The sequence below is a fragment of the Sorangium sp. So ce1504 genome (assembly GCF_051521635.1).
GTDB lineage: Bacteria > Myxococcota_A > Polyangia > Polyangiales > Polyangiaceae > Sorangium > Sorangium cellulosum_B.
This window is the reverse complement of the sequence record NZ_CP150365.1, coordinates 1,968,224-1,986,062: the sequence shown is the minus strand read 5'-3', so window position 1 is coordinate 1,986,062 and position 17,839 is coordinate 1,968,224. Positions and strand designations below refer to the sequence as shown.

At 68.6% G+C, this 17,839-nt stretch carries 17 protein-coding genes; all 17 read right to left on the bottom strand.

The annotated features are described in order from the left end of the window. Positions 1-9 precede the first annotated feature (9 nt). The 17 genes from WMF39_RS07600 to WMF39_RS07520 all read right to left on the bottom strand — a co-directional run bounded on the left by WMF39_RS07600 (position 10) and on the right by WMF39_RS07520 (position 17,492). Complete coding sequence (locus WMF39_RS07600; protein WP_437744880.1) at positions 10-381, bottom strand: holo-ACP synthase; 372 nt, start codon at positions 379-381, stop codon at positions 10-12. Between the two features lie 26 nt (positions 382-407). Next, positions 408-656 (bottom strand): phosphopantetheine-binding protein, encoded by a 249-nt coding sequence (locus tag WMF39_RS07595; RefSeq protein ID WP_437744879.1) that lies wholly within the window; start codon positions 654-656, stop codon positions 408-410. Positions 657-715: 59 nt separating this feature from the next. Next, entirely contained in the window at positions 716-1,960 is a 1,245-nt protein-coding gene (locus WMF39_RS07590; protein ID WP_437744878.1) for a beta-ketoacyl-[acyl-carrier-protein] synthase family protein, read from the bottom strand. 14 nt (positions 1,961-1,974) lie between these two features. Further along, on the bottom strand, positions 1,975-3,255 hold the full coding sequence (locus tag WMF39_RS07585; protein WP_437744877.1) for a beta-ketoacyl-[acyl-carrier-protein] synthase family protein: 1,281 nt from the start codon (positions 3,253-3,255) through the stop codon (positions 1,975-1,977). 49 nt (positions 3,256-3,304) lie between these two features. Further along, positions 3,305-4,084: an SDR family NAD(P)-dependent oxidoreductase gene (locus tag WMF39_RS07580; protein WP_437744876.1), complete on the bottom strand. Its 780-nt coding sequence runs from the start codon at positions 4,082-4,084 to the stop codon at positions 3,305-3,307. Further along, complete coding sequence (locus tag WMF39_RS07575) at positions 4,081-5,082, bottom strand: aromatase/cyclase (protein WP_437744875.1); 1,002 nt, start codon at positions 5,080-5,082, stop codon at positions 4,081-4,083. Before WMF39_RS07575 ends, WMF39_RS07580 begins: the two co-directional genes overlap by 4 nt. 24 nt (positions 5,083-5,106) lie before the next feature. Continuing rightward, positions 5,107-5,568 (bottom strand): hypothetical protein, encoded by a 462-nt coding sequence (locus WMF39_RS07570; protein ID WP_437744874.1) that lies wholly within the window; start codon positions 5,566-5,568, stop codon positions 5,107-5,109. Between the two features lie 828 nt (positions 5,569-6,396). Beyond that, positions 6,397-6,795 carry an SRPBCC family protein gene (locus WMF39_RS07565; RefSeq protein WP_437744873.1) on the bottom strand — a complete coding sequence of 133 codons (399 nt, stop codon included), beginning with the start codon at positions 6,793-6,795 and terminating at the stop codon, positions 6,397-6,399. After that, entirely contained in the window at positions 6,792-7,109 is a 318-nt protein-coding gene (locus WMF39_RS07560) for an ArsR/SmtB family transcription factor (protein WP_437744872.1), read from the bottom strand. Before WMF39_RS07560 ends, WMF39_RS07565 begins: the two co-directional genes overlap by 4 nt. A gap of 59 nt (positions 7,110-7,168) precedes the next feature. Continuing rightward, a complete protein-coding gene (locus WMF39_RS07555; protein ID WP_437744871.1) occupies positions 7,169-8,377 on the bottom strand; it encodes a PAS domain S-box protein in 1,209 nt (402 codons plus the stop codon). Positions 8,378-8,615: 238 nt separating this feature from the next. Then, entirely contained in the window at positions 8,616-9,722 is a 1,107-nt protein-coding gene (locus tag WMF39_RS07550) for a substrate-binding domain-containing protein (RefSeq protein WP_437744870.1), read from the bottom strand. A gap of 124 nt (positions 9,723-9,846) precedes the next feature. Beyond that, complete coding sequence (locus WMF39_RS07545; protein WP_437744869.1) at positions 9,847-11,121, bottom strand: PAS domain-containing protein; 1,275 nt, start codon at positions 11,119-11,121, stop codon at positions 9,847-9,849. 405 nt (positions 11,122-11,526) lie between these two features. Beyond that, entirely contained in the window at positions 11,527-11,853 is a 327-nt protein-coding gene (locus WMF39_RS07540; RefSeq protein ID WP_437744868.1) for a hypothetical protein, read from the bottom strand. Next, positions 11,850-14,279: a TonB-dependent receptor plug domain-containing protein gene (locus WMF39_RS07535; protein ID WP_437744867.1), complete on the bottom strand. Its 2,430-nt coding sequence runs from the start codon at positions 14,277-14,279 to the stop codon at positions 11,850-11,852. Before WMF39_RS07535 ends, WMF39_RS07540 begins: the two co-directional genes overlap by 4 nt. Further along, complete coding sequence (locus WMF39_RS07530) at positions 14,280-14,855, bottom strand: YfiR family protein (protein WP_437744866.1); 576 nt, start codon at positions 14,853-14,855, stop codon at positions 14,280-14,282. Then, positions 14,852-15,262: a response regulator gene (locus WMF39_RS07525; RefSeq protein ID WP_437744865.1), complete on the bottom strand. Its 411-nt coding sequence runs from the start codon at positions 15,260-15,262 to the stop codon at positions 14,852-14,854. The genes WMF39_RS07530 and WMF39_RS07525 overlap by 4 nt, the downstream gene beginning before the upstream one ends. A 4-nt stretch (positions 15,263-15,266) precedes the next feature. After that, a complete protein-coding gene (locus tag WMF39_RS07520) occupies positions 15,267-17,492 on the bottom strand; it encodes a HAMP domain-containing protein (RefSeq protein ID WP_437744864.1) in 2,226 nt (741 codons plus the stop codon). Positions 17,493-17,839 lie beyond the last annotated feature (347 nt).

Below are 17,839 nucleotides of genomic sequence, written 5' to 3'. Positions count from 1 at the left end.
CCCTCACCGTCACCGTTCTGCCACGACAGTGGCGACCGCGAAGTTCGCCTGATGGGAAATGGTCAGATGTATCTTCTCGACGCCGAGCTCCCTCGCGATCTTCAGCGACGCGCCGGAGAGCTCGAGCGTCGGCCGTCCGCCCTCGGCGCGGATGACCTCGAGCTCGTGCCATGCCAGCCCCGCCGGCGCGCCGAGGGCCTTGACGCAGGCTTCCTTGGCGGCGAACCGGCCAGCGAAATGCTGAGCAGGGGAGCCCCGCATGCGGCAATAGGCGCGCTCCGTCGCGGTAAACAGCCGCTCCTCGAAGCGGCCCTCGTGCCTCTCGATCGCCGCCGCGATGCGATCGATCACGCAAAAATCAACGCCGACACCGATGATCATCCCGTGAGCCCTCTCCCCCGCTGGGTTCACGAACGCTTCGCGCGGTCGACGGCGCCGTGGATGTCCGCCACCGTCTTGAGCGCCTTCTCCGCGCCGTCCCCGAGCCTGACCTGGAAGGCCCGCTCCACCGCGCACACGATCTCGATCATCTCTGTCGAGTCCACGTCCAGGTCGTCCTGGAGCAAGGCGTCGTCCGAGAGGTCCTTCATGGGTCTCCCGAGGAACTCGGCGAGGATCTTCTTCACCTGCATATCGACGGTCTGAGCACTCTGCATCGCTTGCCTCTGCATTGTTAAATCACGTTGCTTGACGTTCTTGTGCGGTTCGAATTTCGTTATCTCCGGTCCTGGCCGATGATCATCGACGCGTTCATGCCGCCGGAGCCGCGGCTGTTGATCTGGGCGAAGCGAAGCTCGCCGTCCTTGATCGCGTCCGTGGTCACCGCGAGGTCGCAGCTCGCGTCGAGCGCGTCGACGTTGGTCGTCGGCGGGACGGTTTGAGAGAAGAGACCCATGGCCGCGAGGGCGGCGTCCATCGCGCCGCCGGCGCCGTACAGGTGTCCAAACATCGATTTAGGCGCCGTCACCTTGACCTTGCTGCCGAGCGCGCCGAACACCTTGTGGATGGCGGCGGCCTCCTGCGCATCTCCGTCGATCGTGGCCATGCCGTCCGCCATGATGAAGGAGACGTCGCTCGGCTCGATCCCGGCTTCGTCGATCGCCTTGCGCATCGCGATGCTCAGGCCGCGCTCCTCCCTCGGCAGCGGCGCGGGGTGGCATGCGTCGCTGGACAGGCCGAAGCCCCTGATTTCACCGTAGATCCTGGCGCGCCGACGGATGGCGTGAGCCCGGTCCTCCAGCACGAGGAACGCCGCCCCCTCGCCCGGGACGAGCCCGTGGCGACCGGCGTCGAACGGGCGATACGCCGCCTCGGGTGGCGTGTCCCGGTCCTGGTTCAGGATGCCTTCCGTGAGGCACGCAGAGTAGGGAAGCGGCGACATGACCGCCTCCGTACCGCCGGCGAGGATGATGTCGCAGTGGCCCTGCGCGATGCTCCGCGCAGCGTATCCGACGCTGGCCAGGCCGCTGGCGCGATCGCACACGATGGTCTTGCTGTGCCCGCGGAGCCCGAACAGGATCGAGACCTGCCCCTGCGGCGCGGCAGGGAACCAGGCGGTGGCCTGGTGGGGGCTCACGTCCCGCACCCCTTTTGTGTACAGGTGCCGCAGCTCGCGATCGGTCACCGTCCAGCCGCCGAAGCAGTTGCCCACGTAAACGCCGAACTGCTGCCTATCGACCTTCTCGAGGTCCACCTCGGCGTCCTTGAGCGCCATCGCGCAGGCGGCGATCGCGTACTGCGTGTACGGGTCCAGCTTGCGGGCCAGGCGGGACGGCATGAAATCGATGGGTTCGAAGCCGGTCACCTCGCCGCCGAAGACGGCCGGGAAGCGGCTGGTGTCGAACTTCGTCACCCTGCGCACGGCGCCGTTCCGGTTCAGCGTGTTGGACCAGACCGTTCGACTACCGACTCCGTTCGGGGCGAGGAGCCCAATTCCGGTGATTACTACCTGACGATTCACTGTTGTGCTCCTGCTCAGCTCGGGGCGCGAAACACCAGCGCGCTGTGGATTCCTGAGAAGCCGCTCGCCGCCTTCAGGACGACGTCCACTCTCCGCTGGATACCTTCGTTGGGGACGTAGTTCAGATCACAGGACATGTCCTTGTTCTCGTAGTTGATGGTGGGGAAGATCTCGGATTTGAGGATGGAGAGGACCGAGGCGACGCTCTCGAGCGCGTTGGCCGCGGCCAGGGGGTGCCCCACCATCGACTTCAGCGAGCTCACCGGCACCTTGTAGGCGTGATCTCCGAGCGTCAGCTTGAGCGCCGCCGTCTCGTTCGTGTCGTTCTGCTTCGTCGAGCTGCCGTGCGCGCACGCATAATCGACCTTGTTCGGCGCGATGTCCGCGTCGAGGAGCGCAAGCCTCATCGCGCGGGACAGATCGATCCCGTCCGAGGACAGGTCGGTCATGTGGTACGCGTTGTTGCACGAAGCGAAGCCGCCCAGCTCGGCGTAGATCGTGGCCCCGCGCCGCAGTGCGTGCTCCCGCTCTTCGAGGATCAGGACCCCGGCGCCCTCGCCCAGCACGAAGCCGTCGCGCTGATCGTCGAACGGCCGCGAGGCGCGCTGCGGGGAGTCGTTGCGCCTGCTCGAGAGGGCACCCAGGATGTCGAACGCGGCCAGCGCGATCGGCGTGATGGGCGCCTCCGACGCGCCGCAGATCATCACGTCTGCATCGCCCGTGCGGATGGTGTCGAGCGCCAGCCCGATGGCGTCCAGGCCGCCCGTGCAACCGGTGCTGAGCGTGCAGCAGGGCCCGCGGGCTCCATAGAGGCCGGCGACCTCCGCCGAGGCCACGTTGAACGTGGACGCCTGATAGAGCGAGCGCTGTACCCACGTCGGATCGTACGGCGCGGTGCCGCGCTCCGTCAGGGCCAGGAACTCCTCTTCCATGAACCTCGTACCGGCGATCGCGTTGCCGATGCAGACGCCGAACCGGTCGGGGTCAGGGACGCCGCCGGCGAAGGCCGCGTCATCCATCGCCATCTTGCTCGCCGCGACGGCAAACTGCGCATATCGGTCCAGCCGCCGAAGCTGATCTTCCCTGAGGCCGTGCGCCCTCGGGTCGAATCCCTGGACCTGACCGGCGATCTTCGATTTGAACCCGTCCACCGGGTAGCTCTCGATCGCGCGGACCCCGGACCGGCCGGCCATCGCGCCAGCCCAGAACTGCTCGACGCCAATGCCGTTAGGAGCGATGATCCCGAGTCCGGTGATGACTGCCCTACGACGATTACCCTTCTGAACGAACTTCACGATATCTAACCCTCTCGCCAGCCATGTGTCTGCCCGACACCGGCCATCATCAATAATTTCCAAGCCCACCGCAGATATTCATCGCCTGTCCGGTGATCCCGCGGGCGCGGTCCGACGCCAGGTAAGCCACCATCTCCGCGACCTCGTCGGGGTCGATGTAGCGACCGATCGGGACGCGCTGCTCGATGCGCCTCTTCGCGTCGTCGACGCTCACGCCCCAGATCTTTGCGTAATTCCCGCGCGCCTTCTCCGCGAGCTCGGTCTCCACGAACCCCGGGCAAACGGCGTTCACCGTGATGCCTTTAGGCGCGAGCTCGAGGGCGAGCGACTTGGTGAAGCCGATGATCCCGTGCTTCGACGCGCTGTACGCCGCGGCGTGGATCACGCCCTGCTTACCGCCGGTCGACGCGACGCTGAGGATCGTCTTCAACGTGCCCTCGGGGGTGTGGTTGAGGACCGACCTGGTGACGTAGAATACGCTGTTCAGGTTCGTGTCGATGATCTCCCGCCACAGCTCGACGTTCATGTCGGCAGTGATCCCTCCGCCGCCCCGTCCCGCGTTGTTGAGCAGGACGCTGATGTGCCCGAGCTCCCGGACGGCAGCCTGGACGGCCGCATCGACCTCCTGCGGCGAGGTGACGTCGCAGATCCCGATCGTCGCAACGCTCCCCGCGGCGCGGACCTCGGCGCTGGTCGCCTCCAGCTGCTGCCTCGAACGCGCGAGGAGAGCGACGCTGAATCCGTCCCTCGCGAGCCTCACGGCCGCCGCCTTGCCGATCCCGCGGCTCGCACCCGTGATGAGAGCGACCTTCCGACCCTGATTCGTCACGACGATCTCCCCTGTGCTTGCTCCGCGGTGCGTCCCTTGATCGCGAGCATCGTACCGCGGCTGTTGTCGTTGATCGCCTTGGTCACTCGCGCCAAGGCGTCGCCGGGGCTGATATCGCCCCAGACCTGCTTCATCCCGTCCGGCCTCAGCTCGACGGCGTGCCATGACACGACGCGGACCCCGCCTGGCACGCGCTCGATGAGCCATTTCCCGCTGTGTCGGCGCAGCGCCGGCGGCGGCTCCGGCTGGAAGTAACTGATGCTCGCGTGCGGCGTGCAGCGTCGGATCGACCGGATTTGCTCCATCTGCCCCTTCACGTCCACGGTCATGATGAACTCCTGGTGCTGACCGTCGTCGTATCGCATCTCGACGTCGTGGCAGTGCGAGAGCACCTGCGGCCAGTCCTGTGCGCGCGCAAGGAGCGAGTACACAGCCTCGGGCGAGGCCGCGATCACCATCTCTTCCTGGAACTCGCCGTAGAGCTCGCTCTGCAGGCCCTGGAACGTCCTCGACTCGAGCGCTTGCTTGATCGCCAGAAGCTCGCGCTTGCTGTTCGTGTCCGTCGATTTCGACATGAAGCTCAGCGCCTCCTCGGGCGTCGACACGCCGTCGACGAGCCCACGAACGTCCGGTTTGATCTCGAACCGGTGCTCCAGGACGATGAGCGTCCCGGTCTGCACCGGGAAGAATCGCCAGGACCCTTCCATGGACCTGAGGAGCGGCGACGGCTGCACCTGGCGGAACGAGATCGCGCGCTGCTCGGGGAAGAGCTCCCTGGTCGAGCGCCAGGTCATGAGCTTGCCATTTGCGAGCGCCGTGATCTCGACGAGCTGCGAGCTATCGGTCCGCTCGATGACCCTCACCCCCTTGCAGGGCGGGAAGATCTGAGGCCACGCCTCCACCTCGGCCGACAGCGCGTAGGCGTCGTTGACATCAGCGGCGACCTCGATCGTGTGCTGGTAGAAGTTCATCTGCAGGTTCCTGTCCCTTGTGTTCATTGACATCAATCCTCGTGTCGCGACTCAGCTCTCTCTGCTGCTCGCCCTGGCAGGGGCCAGGCGGCCGCTCAGCCTGAAGCCGTCGCGCATCATCTTGCTGAGCAAGTAGATGTTCGTCGCCCCAGCCATCAGCTCGGCGGCCTGGAGTCCCACGAACAGCGGCCCGAAATTCCCCCGGCTCGCGAGCCGGTAGAGGACGAAGGCGCACGGCACCAGGACGAGGAGGCCGTTCATGGCGATGAACTTCATGCGCCTCTGCTTGCCGTCCACGATCCTGCCCCCGCGAGAGCGGGCCAGGAAGTTGCCGCTGCCCCCCGCCGCCGCGATGCTCGGGATCAGCAGCGCGAGCCCGTAGAGGATGCCGCGCTTGACCGTGACGATGGTCTCGACGTTCCCCGAGAGCTCCGCGAGCATCGTGGACAGGAAGAAGGTCGAGACGAGGCAGAGCGCGAGTGTCCCAGCGATGCCGTGCACAGTTCTTTTCATATCGCTCTCCGGTGGATAGCCCGCTCGCCGGGAGGTGTGCTCGCGGCGCGGGCGACCGGGTGGAAGCCCAATCACATCCCATGCCACTCCGTCCTCACCCGAACGCGCGCTCCGCGATGCCCGGCGCGGAGCGTTCTGCGAGGCCCGTTGTGCCAGGCTCCGCCGGGCCGGCCGGTCATCTCCGTTGCTCGATCGCGCAACAGGATGCTTCCCGGGAGCGACGGCTTGCCCTGTCTGCGCTCGGCGGCTTCGGTCCGCAGCAGGCGCGCTCTACGGCCGGCGCACGGCGACTGCCGGGGTTCGCTGGCAGCGGCGCTGGACGCGGCGCGCTTCATGTCCGCGGGTCGGGAAGCGTGCTTGAGGATCAGCGCCGCGCAGCTCGCCGGTCCGGCTGCGCATCCGTTCGAGCGTCAGTGCATGGGCAGAAAGAGAGAAAGAAAGCAAACAGCGGCTCGGAGCTTCCCGCGCGTGTCCTTGAGCGTGAGCTGCACCAATCGCGCGAGCCGAACCGTGTGTCAGGTGATCGCGGAGGCGCTGTCCGAGGCGGAGCGCCTGCGGCTCCAGCGGAGCCTGCCGGACTGGGCGCCCACAAGCGGGTTAGGCGCCGTGATAGGCACGACGACACCGAGTGTCTCCCCCGGCCTGACCGGCCAGCGAGAAGACAGACGATGAGCACTCCGTTCCACGGCAAGGAGTTCCCGTTCAACCAACCCGACGGGGCCTCGTTGCGGGTCCGCAGCTTCGGCGATCAGCACTTTGCGAGCTTCGAGACGCTTGACGGGTACACCATCGTCGAGGGTCCGGTGTCCGGCTTCGCTCGGCGGTCGCTCAGAGCGTCGCTCCGAGCCTCTCCAGCACCTTGGGCCACCCGGGCTTCATGCCTTCGAACGCGCTCCTGCCGCTCGCCGAGTCGAGGTTGAAGCCCTCGTGCGTGAGCGTGAGGAGCGTGCCCGTCCCTTCCGGCGTGAGGCGCCACGTGATGAGGGTGTCGAGCTTGCCGATGGCGAAGCGGTACGAGAGGAGCCGCTCCGCTTCGACGGCGAGCACCTCACAGGCCTGCTTGCCCCAGGACCCCATGTCGAGCTCGAAGCGGTGTCCAACCACGGCTTTGACGTCGCCCGGAGCCCACCAGCGCGCGTGCAGCTCCGGATCCGTGAGCGCCCGCCAGACGGCGGACGGAGGCGCTGAGTAACGATGTTCGAGGTGGATGACTGCAGGGGCGTTCATTTTTTTCCTTCTTCGTTAAGGAGCTCTTCGAGGGCGGCGAGGCGCGTCTTCCAGTACTGAGTGAACGTGTCGAGCCACTCGTCGACCTCGCTCAGCGGGCGCGGATCGAGGTGGTAGTAGCGCTCGCGTCCGCGCGGCTCCTCGCGCACGAGGCGCGCTTTGCGGAGCACCTGGAGGTGCTCGGACACCGCGGGGCGGCCCAGGTCGAAGCTACGCGCGAGGTCGTTCACGGCGCGAGGTCCCATGCGGAGCTGCATCAGGATCTCGCGCCGCACCGGGTTGGCGAGCGCCGAGAACACGTCGACTTCAGCCATGTCCTCAATATGTCGGAAATCTCCGACGCGTCAACAAAATCCGACGCGTCGGCCGGCTTTCACGTTCGCTTCAGCGCGTACGCGATGCCGCTCCGCAGCGTCCCCGCCGTGACCAGGCCCCGCAGGTCGACGTCGAGCTCGATGAGCGTCTGCGCGATCGCCGGCTGGATGCCGGTGAGCACCACCTGCGCGCCGAGCAGCCCGACCGCGCGCGCGGCGTGCACGAGCATCTCGGCCACCTGGACGTCCACCGCCTTGACCCCGGTGATATCGATGATCGCGATGCGGGCCGAGTGCCTCTCCACCCCCTGCAGCAGCGTCTCGATGATCCGGCTCGCCCGCGCGCCGTCGAAGAACCCGATGAGCGGCATCACAAGCACCCCCTCGGCGATCGGCAACAGCGGCGTCACGAGCTCACGTATCGTGTCCTGCTGCGCCGCGATCAGCTCGTCCCGCGCCGCCTCCCGCTCGCGCTCCGCCGCCTTGACCCGCGTGATGTCGACAGAGATACCGGCGACCGCGCCCTCCGGGATGCCCTCACCCCAGACAGGGAACTTGATCGAGTAGAACGTCTTCTCGCCTCGGGCGTCAGGGACGGGATCCTCGGCCTCGAGCGGGGCGCCGTTCCTCCGCACCAGGTCATCGACGTCTTTGTAAATAGACGCAACTTCCGATGGAAAGAAGTCGCTATCGGTCTTTCCAAGCATGCTGCCCGGGGTCGCCCCGACGAGCTCTTCCACCGAGCGGCTCACCAGGAGAAAGGCTCCTTCCCCGTCCTTTGCGTACATGAGGACCGGCGCGTGATCACAGAACGTCGCGAGCAGCGCCTCGCTCCTGTGGAGATGCTGCTCGCGGCGCTTTCGCGCTGTCACGTCCTCCGCCGACAGGAAGATCTCGCGCGCGGATCCATCCTCGCTTCGCGCGAAGACCTCCGCGCGCACCGCGAAGATACGCTCGTCTCCCTCGCGGCCTCGCGCCCGGAGCTCGCCCTCGATCACCTCGCCGTCCCGCGCCCGCTTCAGCCGCTCCGCGCTCGCGGCGAGGCCGGCGATGTCGTCCGGGTGGATCCGATCCGAGAGCGCCTCGACGCCGCGTGTCGAGAGCTCTTCGCCCGTACAGCCGAGCGAGCGGGCGAGGGCGGCGTTATGTGCGATGAGCCGCCGCTCGTCGAGGCCCATGACACACAGGATCGTCGGCGCCGCGTCGAGCATCCTCCGGGCTCTCGCGCTGAGCGCGTCCTGCTGCTCCCTGGCCCTGGTCTCGTTCATCGCGGCAGGCCTCTCCTCATGGCGGCTCCTTCCAAGCCCGGCGGCGGACGCGCGGACCAGAGCTCGACCCATGATAGCCACGGCGCGCGCGCGGCGAAACCGAAGACGCTGCGCCGCCTCGCTGTCGCGGCCGGCCGGCCGGCCGGGCGGCGCGGCGCCGTAGCCTGGCCTACCCGCGCAAGCGACGATCGCGGCGCGCGTCACGCAATGCGGCCTGCCGTGCCGAGCAACGCGAGGCTCAGGGGAGCAAGCTGCACTTCGACAGGGGCGTCCGGTAGTCCATCGCCTGGGTGTTGCGCTCGAACTCCTCCAGGTTGTTCGGACAGACGACGTACCAGCCAGCGTCGGTGAAGGCGCTCACTTGCCGGTCGGTGGTGGCCAGATCGTACGCGAGCATGACGGTATCGTAGCCCCAGCCGAACAGCTTCTGGCCGAGGAGCACGTCCACGTACCCCGCGCGCATGCGATCCATGTACTCCGGCAGCGTGTCGAACGCCACCGAGTGAATGGTCTTCTCCTTCGCTCTCGCGGTGAGCGTCTTCGCATTCGCCGCGAGGTCGGGCTCGCCGAGGAGCTTGCTGTAGGAGAAGAAGAAGCCCGTGATCTCCGGGTCGTTCTCCAGGGCCTCCTCCGCGGTCCCCGCGCAGAAAGGGATCGCGTAATCGCAGCACACGCAAGGGAGGCTCACGACGTTCGTCATGTCCGGGTACTTCTTCAGCGCCTCGGAGAAGCCGGCGAGCCGGTCGATGAACGTCCCCGCGGGGGTGGGGGTGTAGACTCCGTTACCGTCGTCATCCATCATCGTCTGCAAGGCGATCTTGCCGGTCTTCCCGTTGATGGTCGCGAGCGCATCCATGAGGAAGGCAGCAGCGGCCTTGTTGTCCATGCCGTAGTAGGTGTGGCGCTTGCTGGCCGGAGCGTCGCCGCCGTACGTGACGACCTTGATGCCGGCGTCCACCGCCTGGTTGACGAGATCGTTCTCGCAGACACCGTCGAAGACATCGACGGATATCGCATCCACCTTCAGGTCGATGACCTCTTGCAGCACCTTCATCTGCGGCCGGGAAAGGTAACAGGCGTCGTCGGGGTCCAGCGGCTTGCCGTCTTCCGTGAGCTCCGGACATTCAGGGTCCAGGATCATCACGTTGACCGGCCGCGTGCTCGTCGTCGACAGCTCGCGCTGCGCCTGCGCGGCGCCCGCGCGACCCAGATCGTGGAACCGATTGCACTTGTTGTGGGTGATGTAAGCGATGGTCAGCGGCGCTTCCGCCGTGCTTTCGCCCGAGCTGCAGGCAAGCGCGCTGGTCGCCAGAAAGATGCCCCCAGAGATGGCGCGATGAACCATGAATCCCCTCCTTTTCTCGATATCGTTCGACCCGTTTCACCGTCCCCTGACGGTTCAGCGCGGCTGTGCGCGCGCCGACATCCGGGACCCCCCTGCGATGGCGCGGGCTACGCGCGCCTCGCTCTCATTCGCGGCGCAAGTGGCGCGGCTCCTGTCCACCGCGGGCTTGCCCGACCGGAACCGCATACGCGATGCCGCTCCGCAGCGTCCCCGCCGTGACCAGGCCCCGCAGATCGACGTCGAGCTCGATGAGCGTCTGCGCGATCGCCGGTTGGATGCCCGTGAGCACCACCTGGGCCCCGAGCAGCCCGGCGGCGCGCGCGGACTGCACGAGCATCTCGGCGACCTGGACGTCCACCGCCTTGACCCCGGTGATATCGATGATCGCGATGCGAGCCGAGTGCCTCTCCACGCCCTCGAGCAGCGTCTCGATGATCCGGCTCGCCCGCGCGCTGTCGAAGAAGCCGATGAGCGGCATCACGAGCACCCCCTCGGCGATCGGCAAGAGCGGCGTCACCAGCTCCCGTATCGTGTCCTGCTGCGCCGCGATCAGCTCGTCCCGCGCCGCCTCTCGCTCGCGCTCCGCCGCCTTGACCCGCGTGATGTCGACGGAGATCCCGGCGACCGCGCCCTCCGGGACGCCCTCGCCGCGGAGGGGGAACTTGATCGTGTACAGGGTCCGATCGCCCTCGGCCTGCGGGACGATCTCCTCGGCCTCGAACGGGGCGCCGGTCCTCCGCACCAGGTCATCGACGTCCTTGTAAATAGACGCAACTTCCGCCGGACAGAAGTCCCTATCGGTCTTTCCGAGCATGTTGCCCGGGGTCGCCCCGACGAGCTCCTCGGTCGAGCGGCTCGCCAGGAGGAAGGCGCCGTCACGGTCTTTCGCGTACATGAAGACAGGGGCGCGGTCGCAGAGCGCCGCGAACACCGCGTCCCTCCTTCGGCCGCCCTGCTCGCGGCGCTTTCGCGCAGTCACGTCCTCTGCGAAGAGGACGACCTCGCGCACGGCGCCGTCGTCCCCTCGCGTGAAGACCTCCGCGCGCACGGCGAAGACGCGCTCGCGCTGCCCTCCCTCGATGCTGCGCGCCCGCAGCTCGCCTTCGACGACCCCGCCGTCGCGCGCCGCGGCGAGCTCGGCCGCGCGCGCGGCGAGGCCGGCGAGATCGTCGGGGTGAATTCGCGCCGAGAGCGCCTCGACGCCCCGCGAAAGGAGCTCTTCTTCCGTGCAGCCGAGCGCCCGGACGAGCGCGGCGTTATGCCCCGTGAGCCGCGGTCCCGCGAGGTCCAGAACACACACGATCACCGGCAAGGCGTCGAGTATCCGCTGGGCTCGCGAGATCGTCGCGCCCTGCATCCGGCTGGCCTCGGTCTCGTTCATCGCGGGCATCGCGGGCATCGCGGGGACTTCTCTCGAGAGCTCCCTGCCCGGTCAGGGCAGGAGATCACACTTCGTTTCTCGTGGTACATCGATGAGGACGGCGCTCGCCTTCATGTCGATGGCTCCCTGATGCGCGTCGGCAGGAGAAGACCGCCAGAGAAATTTCGGTCGTGCACGCTCCCCCTTCACGACAGGGACACGGAGGTCCAGCCGAGTTGCATCATTACGACTATGGCAAACAGGATCGACTGTCAACGCCTTTTGCGTCCTCGTTCCAACGATGCCGACCATGCGAGTTCCAGCCGGAGAGCATGCCAATCGACAGTAGGGTACCGTCGGAGATGACTCCACGGTGGACGATTCGGCCCCTCATGGGGCGATAGGTTGACGCAATCCACCGTGATGAGGCGATAGCCGGCGCGCTCACAGCCCGGCTCCGCCTGAGCCGCCCGAGCCGCCCGAGCCCGCAGAGCCGCCGTCACCGCCTGCGCCGCCCCCGCCATCAGCGCTCCCGCCTGCGCCGCCTCCGCCATCGGCGCTCGCGCCGCCTCCGCCAGCCCCGCCGGCCCCGGTGGTCCCGCTCGCCTGAGAAGAGCTCGCGGAGACGCCCGTGTCGAAGCAGTTCGGGTTGTCGTCCTCGACGAAGCAGCCCACCTCGATGGGGTGGCCGACCTCGACGCAGCCCCCCGCCAGGAGGCCTGTCATGGCCGACAGGCGGATGAGGAGCGCGGGAAAACGTGTGCTCTTCACGGTGAAGCTCCGTGGCTCGCGCGCCCGACGGTCGCGATGGAGGAGGGCCTGGCCGCCGCGGCCGGGCTGCCTGCGGCGTCGTCGTCGTCGAGGTGAAGCTCGATTCCGGCGAAGAGCGTGAGGCGGTTCCTCAACGCGAAATCCGCGGTGGGGCCGCTCTCGACGAGGTAGCGCGGCTGCCCCTGGCTCGGCCCGACGACGTAGGGCTCATGGGCGGAGAACGCGTACTGCCCGCCGAGCGTGTACCCGGCGCCCTTCACCCCGGGTATCGCGCCCGTCACCGCCGCGCGGAGCTCGAGCTGCGGCGGCACCTCGGGGCGAGGGGTGATGTTCGACGGATCGCCGCCATAGTACGCCTGGTCGGCGATCCGCCGGCCCATGTAGGCGGCCGCCAGGGACACGGCGCCAGAGCCGACCTCGTACGATACGCGGGCGTTGCCGTACACCTGCGGCGCGACCGTGATGGGGACGTCGTCGCCGGTGCCGAACCGCGCGTTCCGGGTGATCTGCTCGGCGGACATGCGGCGTCGCGTCGCGGCGAACGTGGAGTTCACGCCGACGCGCAGCTTCCGCTCGAGGAAGCTCGTCTCGAAGCCGAGGTTCGCGCCGTAGTTCTCGATGCCTGGCACGTTGTTGTACCTCGAGACGCTGGGCGCCTTCGCCCTCAGGAGCTGGAGCTCGATGACGTCCCGCCAGTCCGAGTAGAAGCCGCCGGCCGTGAAGGAGTACGCGCCGCTCCGGAACGACGAGACCGCCTCCAGGGAGGAGACCTTCTCCGGCTTGAGGCCGTCCGGGTTCGGCAGGAGCCTGCCGCTCACCGTGTAGAGCTCGACGAAGCTGGGGGCGCGGAACGCGCTCGAATAGATGAGCTTGAGCGACACGCGCTCGTCCGGCGTGAGGATCAGCGCGGCGCGCGGCGAGATCGCGTTCGCCACGTACTCGAGCGGGATACGCGAGTCGAGGTCGACCCGGATCCCGGCGTTGAGCGAGAGGGGCCGGAACAGGCGGAGCGTCTGCTGCACATAGGCCCCGAGCGCGGCCTCGTCCTCGAGACGGTGTCCGCCGCCGTGCCAGCGCGTGCGCGCCGGGTCGGAGCCATAACTCTTCCCCGTGAGCTCGTCGAACGCGACGAACTCGTAGGCCGACGTGCGGAGGCGCCCATCGAGGCCCGCCATGGTCGTGAAGGCGCCGTCGCCTGCCCAGTCGTACCGCGCCTGGAGCTCCAGCCCGACCCAGCGGGAGAGGAACAGCGCGTCCTTCCGGCAGGGACCGGACGGGCCGCGCGGGCACTGCTCCGGATCGAGCACGTCGATCGGGACGTGCGGCACCAGCGGGTCGTGGCCCACCACGTAGCGCGAGCGCTCGATCCGGCTGAACCCGAAGTAGCCGCGCGCCACGCCCTCGAGCCGCTCGCTCAGACGGGCGCGATAACGCACGCTGGTCAGGAGGAGCGTCTGCGTGTTGTCGTTGCGCGCGTCGTCATAGGCCCCGACGCGGTTCTCGTGGAGATCCATGAATGGCGCGGCCCACGACGAGCGCGTCGCCTGCGCGACGGCGCTCAGGTCGCCGACGTCGAGGCGCACGAAGGCGCCTGCCTTGCGGCGAAACCACTGCTCTTCCACCGTGCCGCCCCAGGAGCCGGGCTCGGCGTGCGAGCCGAGATCCATGACGGACACGCCGTCCGCCAGGACCGGGAGCCGCTGCTTCGGGAAGCTCACCTCGGGCCCCTCGAAGCGGTGCATGTCGACCGCCGCCACCACGCCCGCGGGCTGCCCGAGCAGCGTAAAGCGGCGCCCGAAGCCGAGCGCCGCCGTGCCCTCGCCCCCGACGCCCTCGACCTCCGGCGCCCGGATGTCGCCCGATTCGTCGAGCGGCGGCGACGCCCCGAGCGTCAGGGAGGCGCGGATGCCCTGGTGATCGGCGGCCTTCTTCGTGACGACGTTGATGACCCCCAGCATGGCCTGCGCGCCGTAGAGCACGGAGCCAGGGCCCAGGACCACCTCGATGTGGTCGACGATCTCGATCGGGATATCGTGCAGGAAGACGGCGCCGCCGCCCTGCTCGTTCACGACCATGCCGTCGAGCACGATCAGCACGTGGCTGTTCGAGTCCCGGGTCAGGGCGACCCCGCGCGCGCCGACCTCCGGGACCGACATGCGGTCGTGCGCGAAGACGCCGCTCGCGAGGAAGGTGAGCGCGTCGGCGAGGCGCCGTATGCCGAAGAGCTTGAGCTGCGCGCCCGTGATCACCGACGACATGGCGGGCGCGTCGCTCTCGCGCTCCGCGGAGCGCGAGGCGCCGGACACGACGTTCTCTTCGAGGATCTCGAGGAGCGAGCTGACGTCCTCGGCCCGCGCCTCGCGCGGGGCAGCGGTCGACCACGCGAGCGACGCGGCGCAGATCAGTGCGAGACGGGTCGAGCTCACTCAGTAAATCCTTGCCAGTTTGAGGATGGGAGCGGGGAAGTCGATGTGCTGGGCCCGGGCCTGCGCGAGGTTGATGCTCATGCGCGGCTTGCCGTCCGCGACGTCGACGCCGAGCACGGCCCCCTGCGAGACATAGGGCTCCACGGCCGCGAAGCTCAGGATGCCCGTGTCCGTGAGCGCGCCGCGTATCGAGGCGACCTCCCTGCCGAGCCCCGAGGAGATGTACACGACGTTGATGTCGCGCGCGCGGCACGTCGCGGCGAGCTCGGACGCGCTCGAGTACTCGGCGCTCTCCACGCGGATCGGCCTGTCACGCACCTTGCCGATGTCGTTCAGCGCCCTCCTCATCTGGAGCGCGGCGCTCAGCGAGTCCGCGTCGCCCGCCCGAGAGAGCAGCAGGAAAGAGACCTGTCCCTTCACCCGCTCTGGAAAGCCCCTGTCGTACGGCAGGATGCGCGTGACGATCTCCGCTTGCACGGCGAAGGGCGCCGTCGCCGGCTCCGCCATGACATGGAATGGGACGAGGGCGGCCGCGACGAAGAGGCCGAGCACGAGGGCGCGCCGGCGAGGCGTCATGTCTTGCGTTCCTTGCCGCGCGACAGGCCGGCGAGCTTGCGGATGCGGAGCGCCGCTTGCACCTGCGGGGTGAGGGCGAGGAGATCGCCTTTCCTGCTGAAGACGCCGTCGAAGCCGAGCTCCGCGTACCGCGATCCGGCCTCGGCGTCCGTGGTGTAGAGGTAGAAGAGCGGCGCCCTCTCGCCCTCGGGCACCGCGGCCTTGAGCGAGCGGAGGACGGCGGCGCCGTCGAGGCCCGGCATGAAGAAGTCGACGATGACGAGATCGCAGCCGCGCAGGTGACGGGCCGTGCCCACGAGCTGCGTCGTCGTGACCACCTCGTAGCCCGCGCTCGACAGCTCGACGCGGATCCGCATCAGCACGATCTCGCTGTCATCGATCACCAGGATGCGTCCGCCGTGTGACATCGAGTCATTCTCCGTTGCTGAGAGGGACAGCCTGGGGGCGGATCACGAACGCCGTGCCGGTCTGGCGCGACGCGTCCACCTCGATGAGCCAGCCGACCGAGAGGAGATCGGCGCGGACCGCGGAGAGGCCGATGCCGCGGCCCGCGAGGTCGCTCACGTCGCCCTTCGTGCTCACGCCGGGGGTGAACAGGAGCTCGCGCGTCCGGCGCAGATCCTTCGGATCGACGCCGGCGCTCGTCGCGAGGGCGTCGAAGTCGATGCCCTGACCGTCGTCCTCGACGAGGAGGGTGGGCAGCGGCCGCTCCTCGATGCAGCTGGCGCGGATCACGCCGACCTCGGGCTTGCCCATCCGGCTGCGCGCGTCGGGGGGCTCGATTCCATGGGCGATCGCGTTCCGCACGAGGTGGAGGAACACGCCCGGCAGCAAGCGGGCGAGATCCGAAGGAATGGAGGCCTCGCGGCCGTCGATCTCGAGGCGGGCGCGCTTGCCCTCCCGCTCGGCCCAGCGGGGGACGCGCTCGAGGAGCGGCGCGAGCACCTCGCCGAACGGCCGGGCCGCGAGGCGGCGGACGATCTCGGCGGCCTCGCCGCCCTGCGGGCCGACGAGCTCGCCGAGCCGGGTGACGTCCGTGCGGCGGACCGTGATCTGGTCGAGGATCGCGCTGCCCACGGGCGAGGCGTCGACGAACGTCTCCTGCGCGCGCGTGAGCTCGTCCGCGACGCGGGTGAGCCGCGAGCGCCACGACGCCGAGTGCCCCTCGACCGAGGGCCTGTCCTCCGAGCGCGAGCGCGCCTGGACCCTGGAGAGCTCGTCCTCGAGCGTCATGATCTCGTCCGCGAGGCGCTCCAGGTCGAACGACCGGGCCTCGCCCTTCATGGTGTGCAGCTGCTGCAAGAGCTCGTCGATGTCCGCGGGGCCGAGCTCCCCGCCGGGCCTCAGGATCTCGCTGCACCGGTCAACTCGCTCGCGCGAGATCTCGATGAAGCGGACGAAGACCTGGCCGCCGCCGGCGATGAGGCGGCGCATGGCGGCGATCTGGCGCGCGTGCTCCTCGTCCTTGGTCTTGACGCTCTCCGTGAGGCGCCTGAGCTCGGTCTGGTCGGTCGCGAGCAGCATGATGCGCGCGATCTTCTGGCCGGAGACGATGGGGCAGAGCTCGATCCGCAAAAACCTCCGGTCGCCCGGCGCGCGCTCGAACCACACCTCGCGCGGGGCGAGCTCGGCGACCTCCGGGAAGGCGTCGACCTCGGCGTCGAACGCCGCGTCGACCCATTGCCGGAGCGCCTGGCTCTCGACGCAGAGCGGCCCGCCGCGGTAGAGGAGCTCCGCGACGTGGTTGCCCTCCGCGGCGCGGTCGCCGAAGATCTGCCTGGCTTCTTTCGAGGCCTCGCTGCCCAGCCGGCCGTCGGGGCCGAAGGCGACGATGGCCTCACGCATGTTGTCGAAGAGCTCGCGGAGGCTCTCCGTGGCCATCTCGAGCCTGCCCTCGCGCTCGAGGATGGCAGAGCTCATCGCGTTGAAGACGTCGGCGAGCCGGCCGAGCTCGTCGTTCGTGCGGACGTTCACGCGGACGGCGCGGTCCCCTTCCCCGACGCGCCGCGCGGCGTCGACGAGCCTCGAGAGCGGACGCACGATCTGCCACCTTGCGAACGCGAGGAGCAGGAAGGCCGTCATCGCGCCGACGATGCCCGCGAACTCGAGGATGTTGCGGCGGGCCGCGGCGAACGCGGCGTTCTCGGGCTCGAGGGAGAAGACGAGGACGAGCGTCCCGAGGCGCCGCCCGTCGTCGCGCACGATCGGGCGGGCGACGCGTATCTCGCGCTCCAGGACCTGGTTCTCGGCGCCGCGCGCGGTGAACGCCGACAGACCGCCTTCCGGCTGACCGACCTTGGCGACGGGCTCGGCGTCGCTGCCCCACGCGACCGCGGCGATGAGCGCGCGGTTCGACCGGAGCTGGTCGAGATCGCCCTGCGCCGTGTCCCGATCGCCGAAATCGAGCGGCGCGGTCAGGGAGCCCGAGAGCAGATCCGCCATCATCGACGCGGCGTTCGCCTTCGCCGACACGAGGTCATCTCGTGTCTTCTGGATCACCTGATTGGCGACCAGCACGGTGACGCTGGTGAGGACCACCACGGTCGCTGCGGCGAGCTTGACGCCGATGCCGAGCTGAACGCCGGTGCGCCGCCGGTGAGCCGCTGGGGGCCGGGAGACAGGGGCAGAGACCAACATCACGCGTTCGGCGCGGCAGGCCGTATCCGAGCCAAGAAATGGTCGAATCCAAGAGCGTGCGTCATCCGCGCCCCCCTCCACGGCAGAAGCTTCGCCAGGCGCACCATCGGAAGCACCCGAGGGACGAGGACAGGCGCATGGCGATGCCCTTCCGACCTCGACGGTACGTAGTTCATTTCATTTCTGCAACAGGATTTTCCTCGCGCGCCGCCGACGTGGCTGTCCGCTCGTCGCGTCAACGGCAACGGGTCCATGCGTCAACAGGTCCACGCGTTGCTCGCCGCCGCCGCGGCGCCGTGACGTCGCGCGTCACTCCGGCGATGGCGACGCTGCGGGTTCGTGTAGGC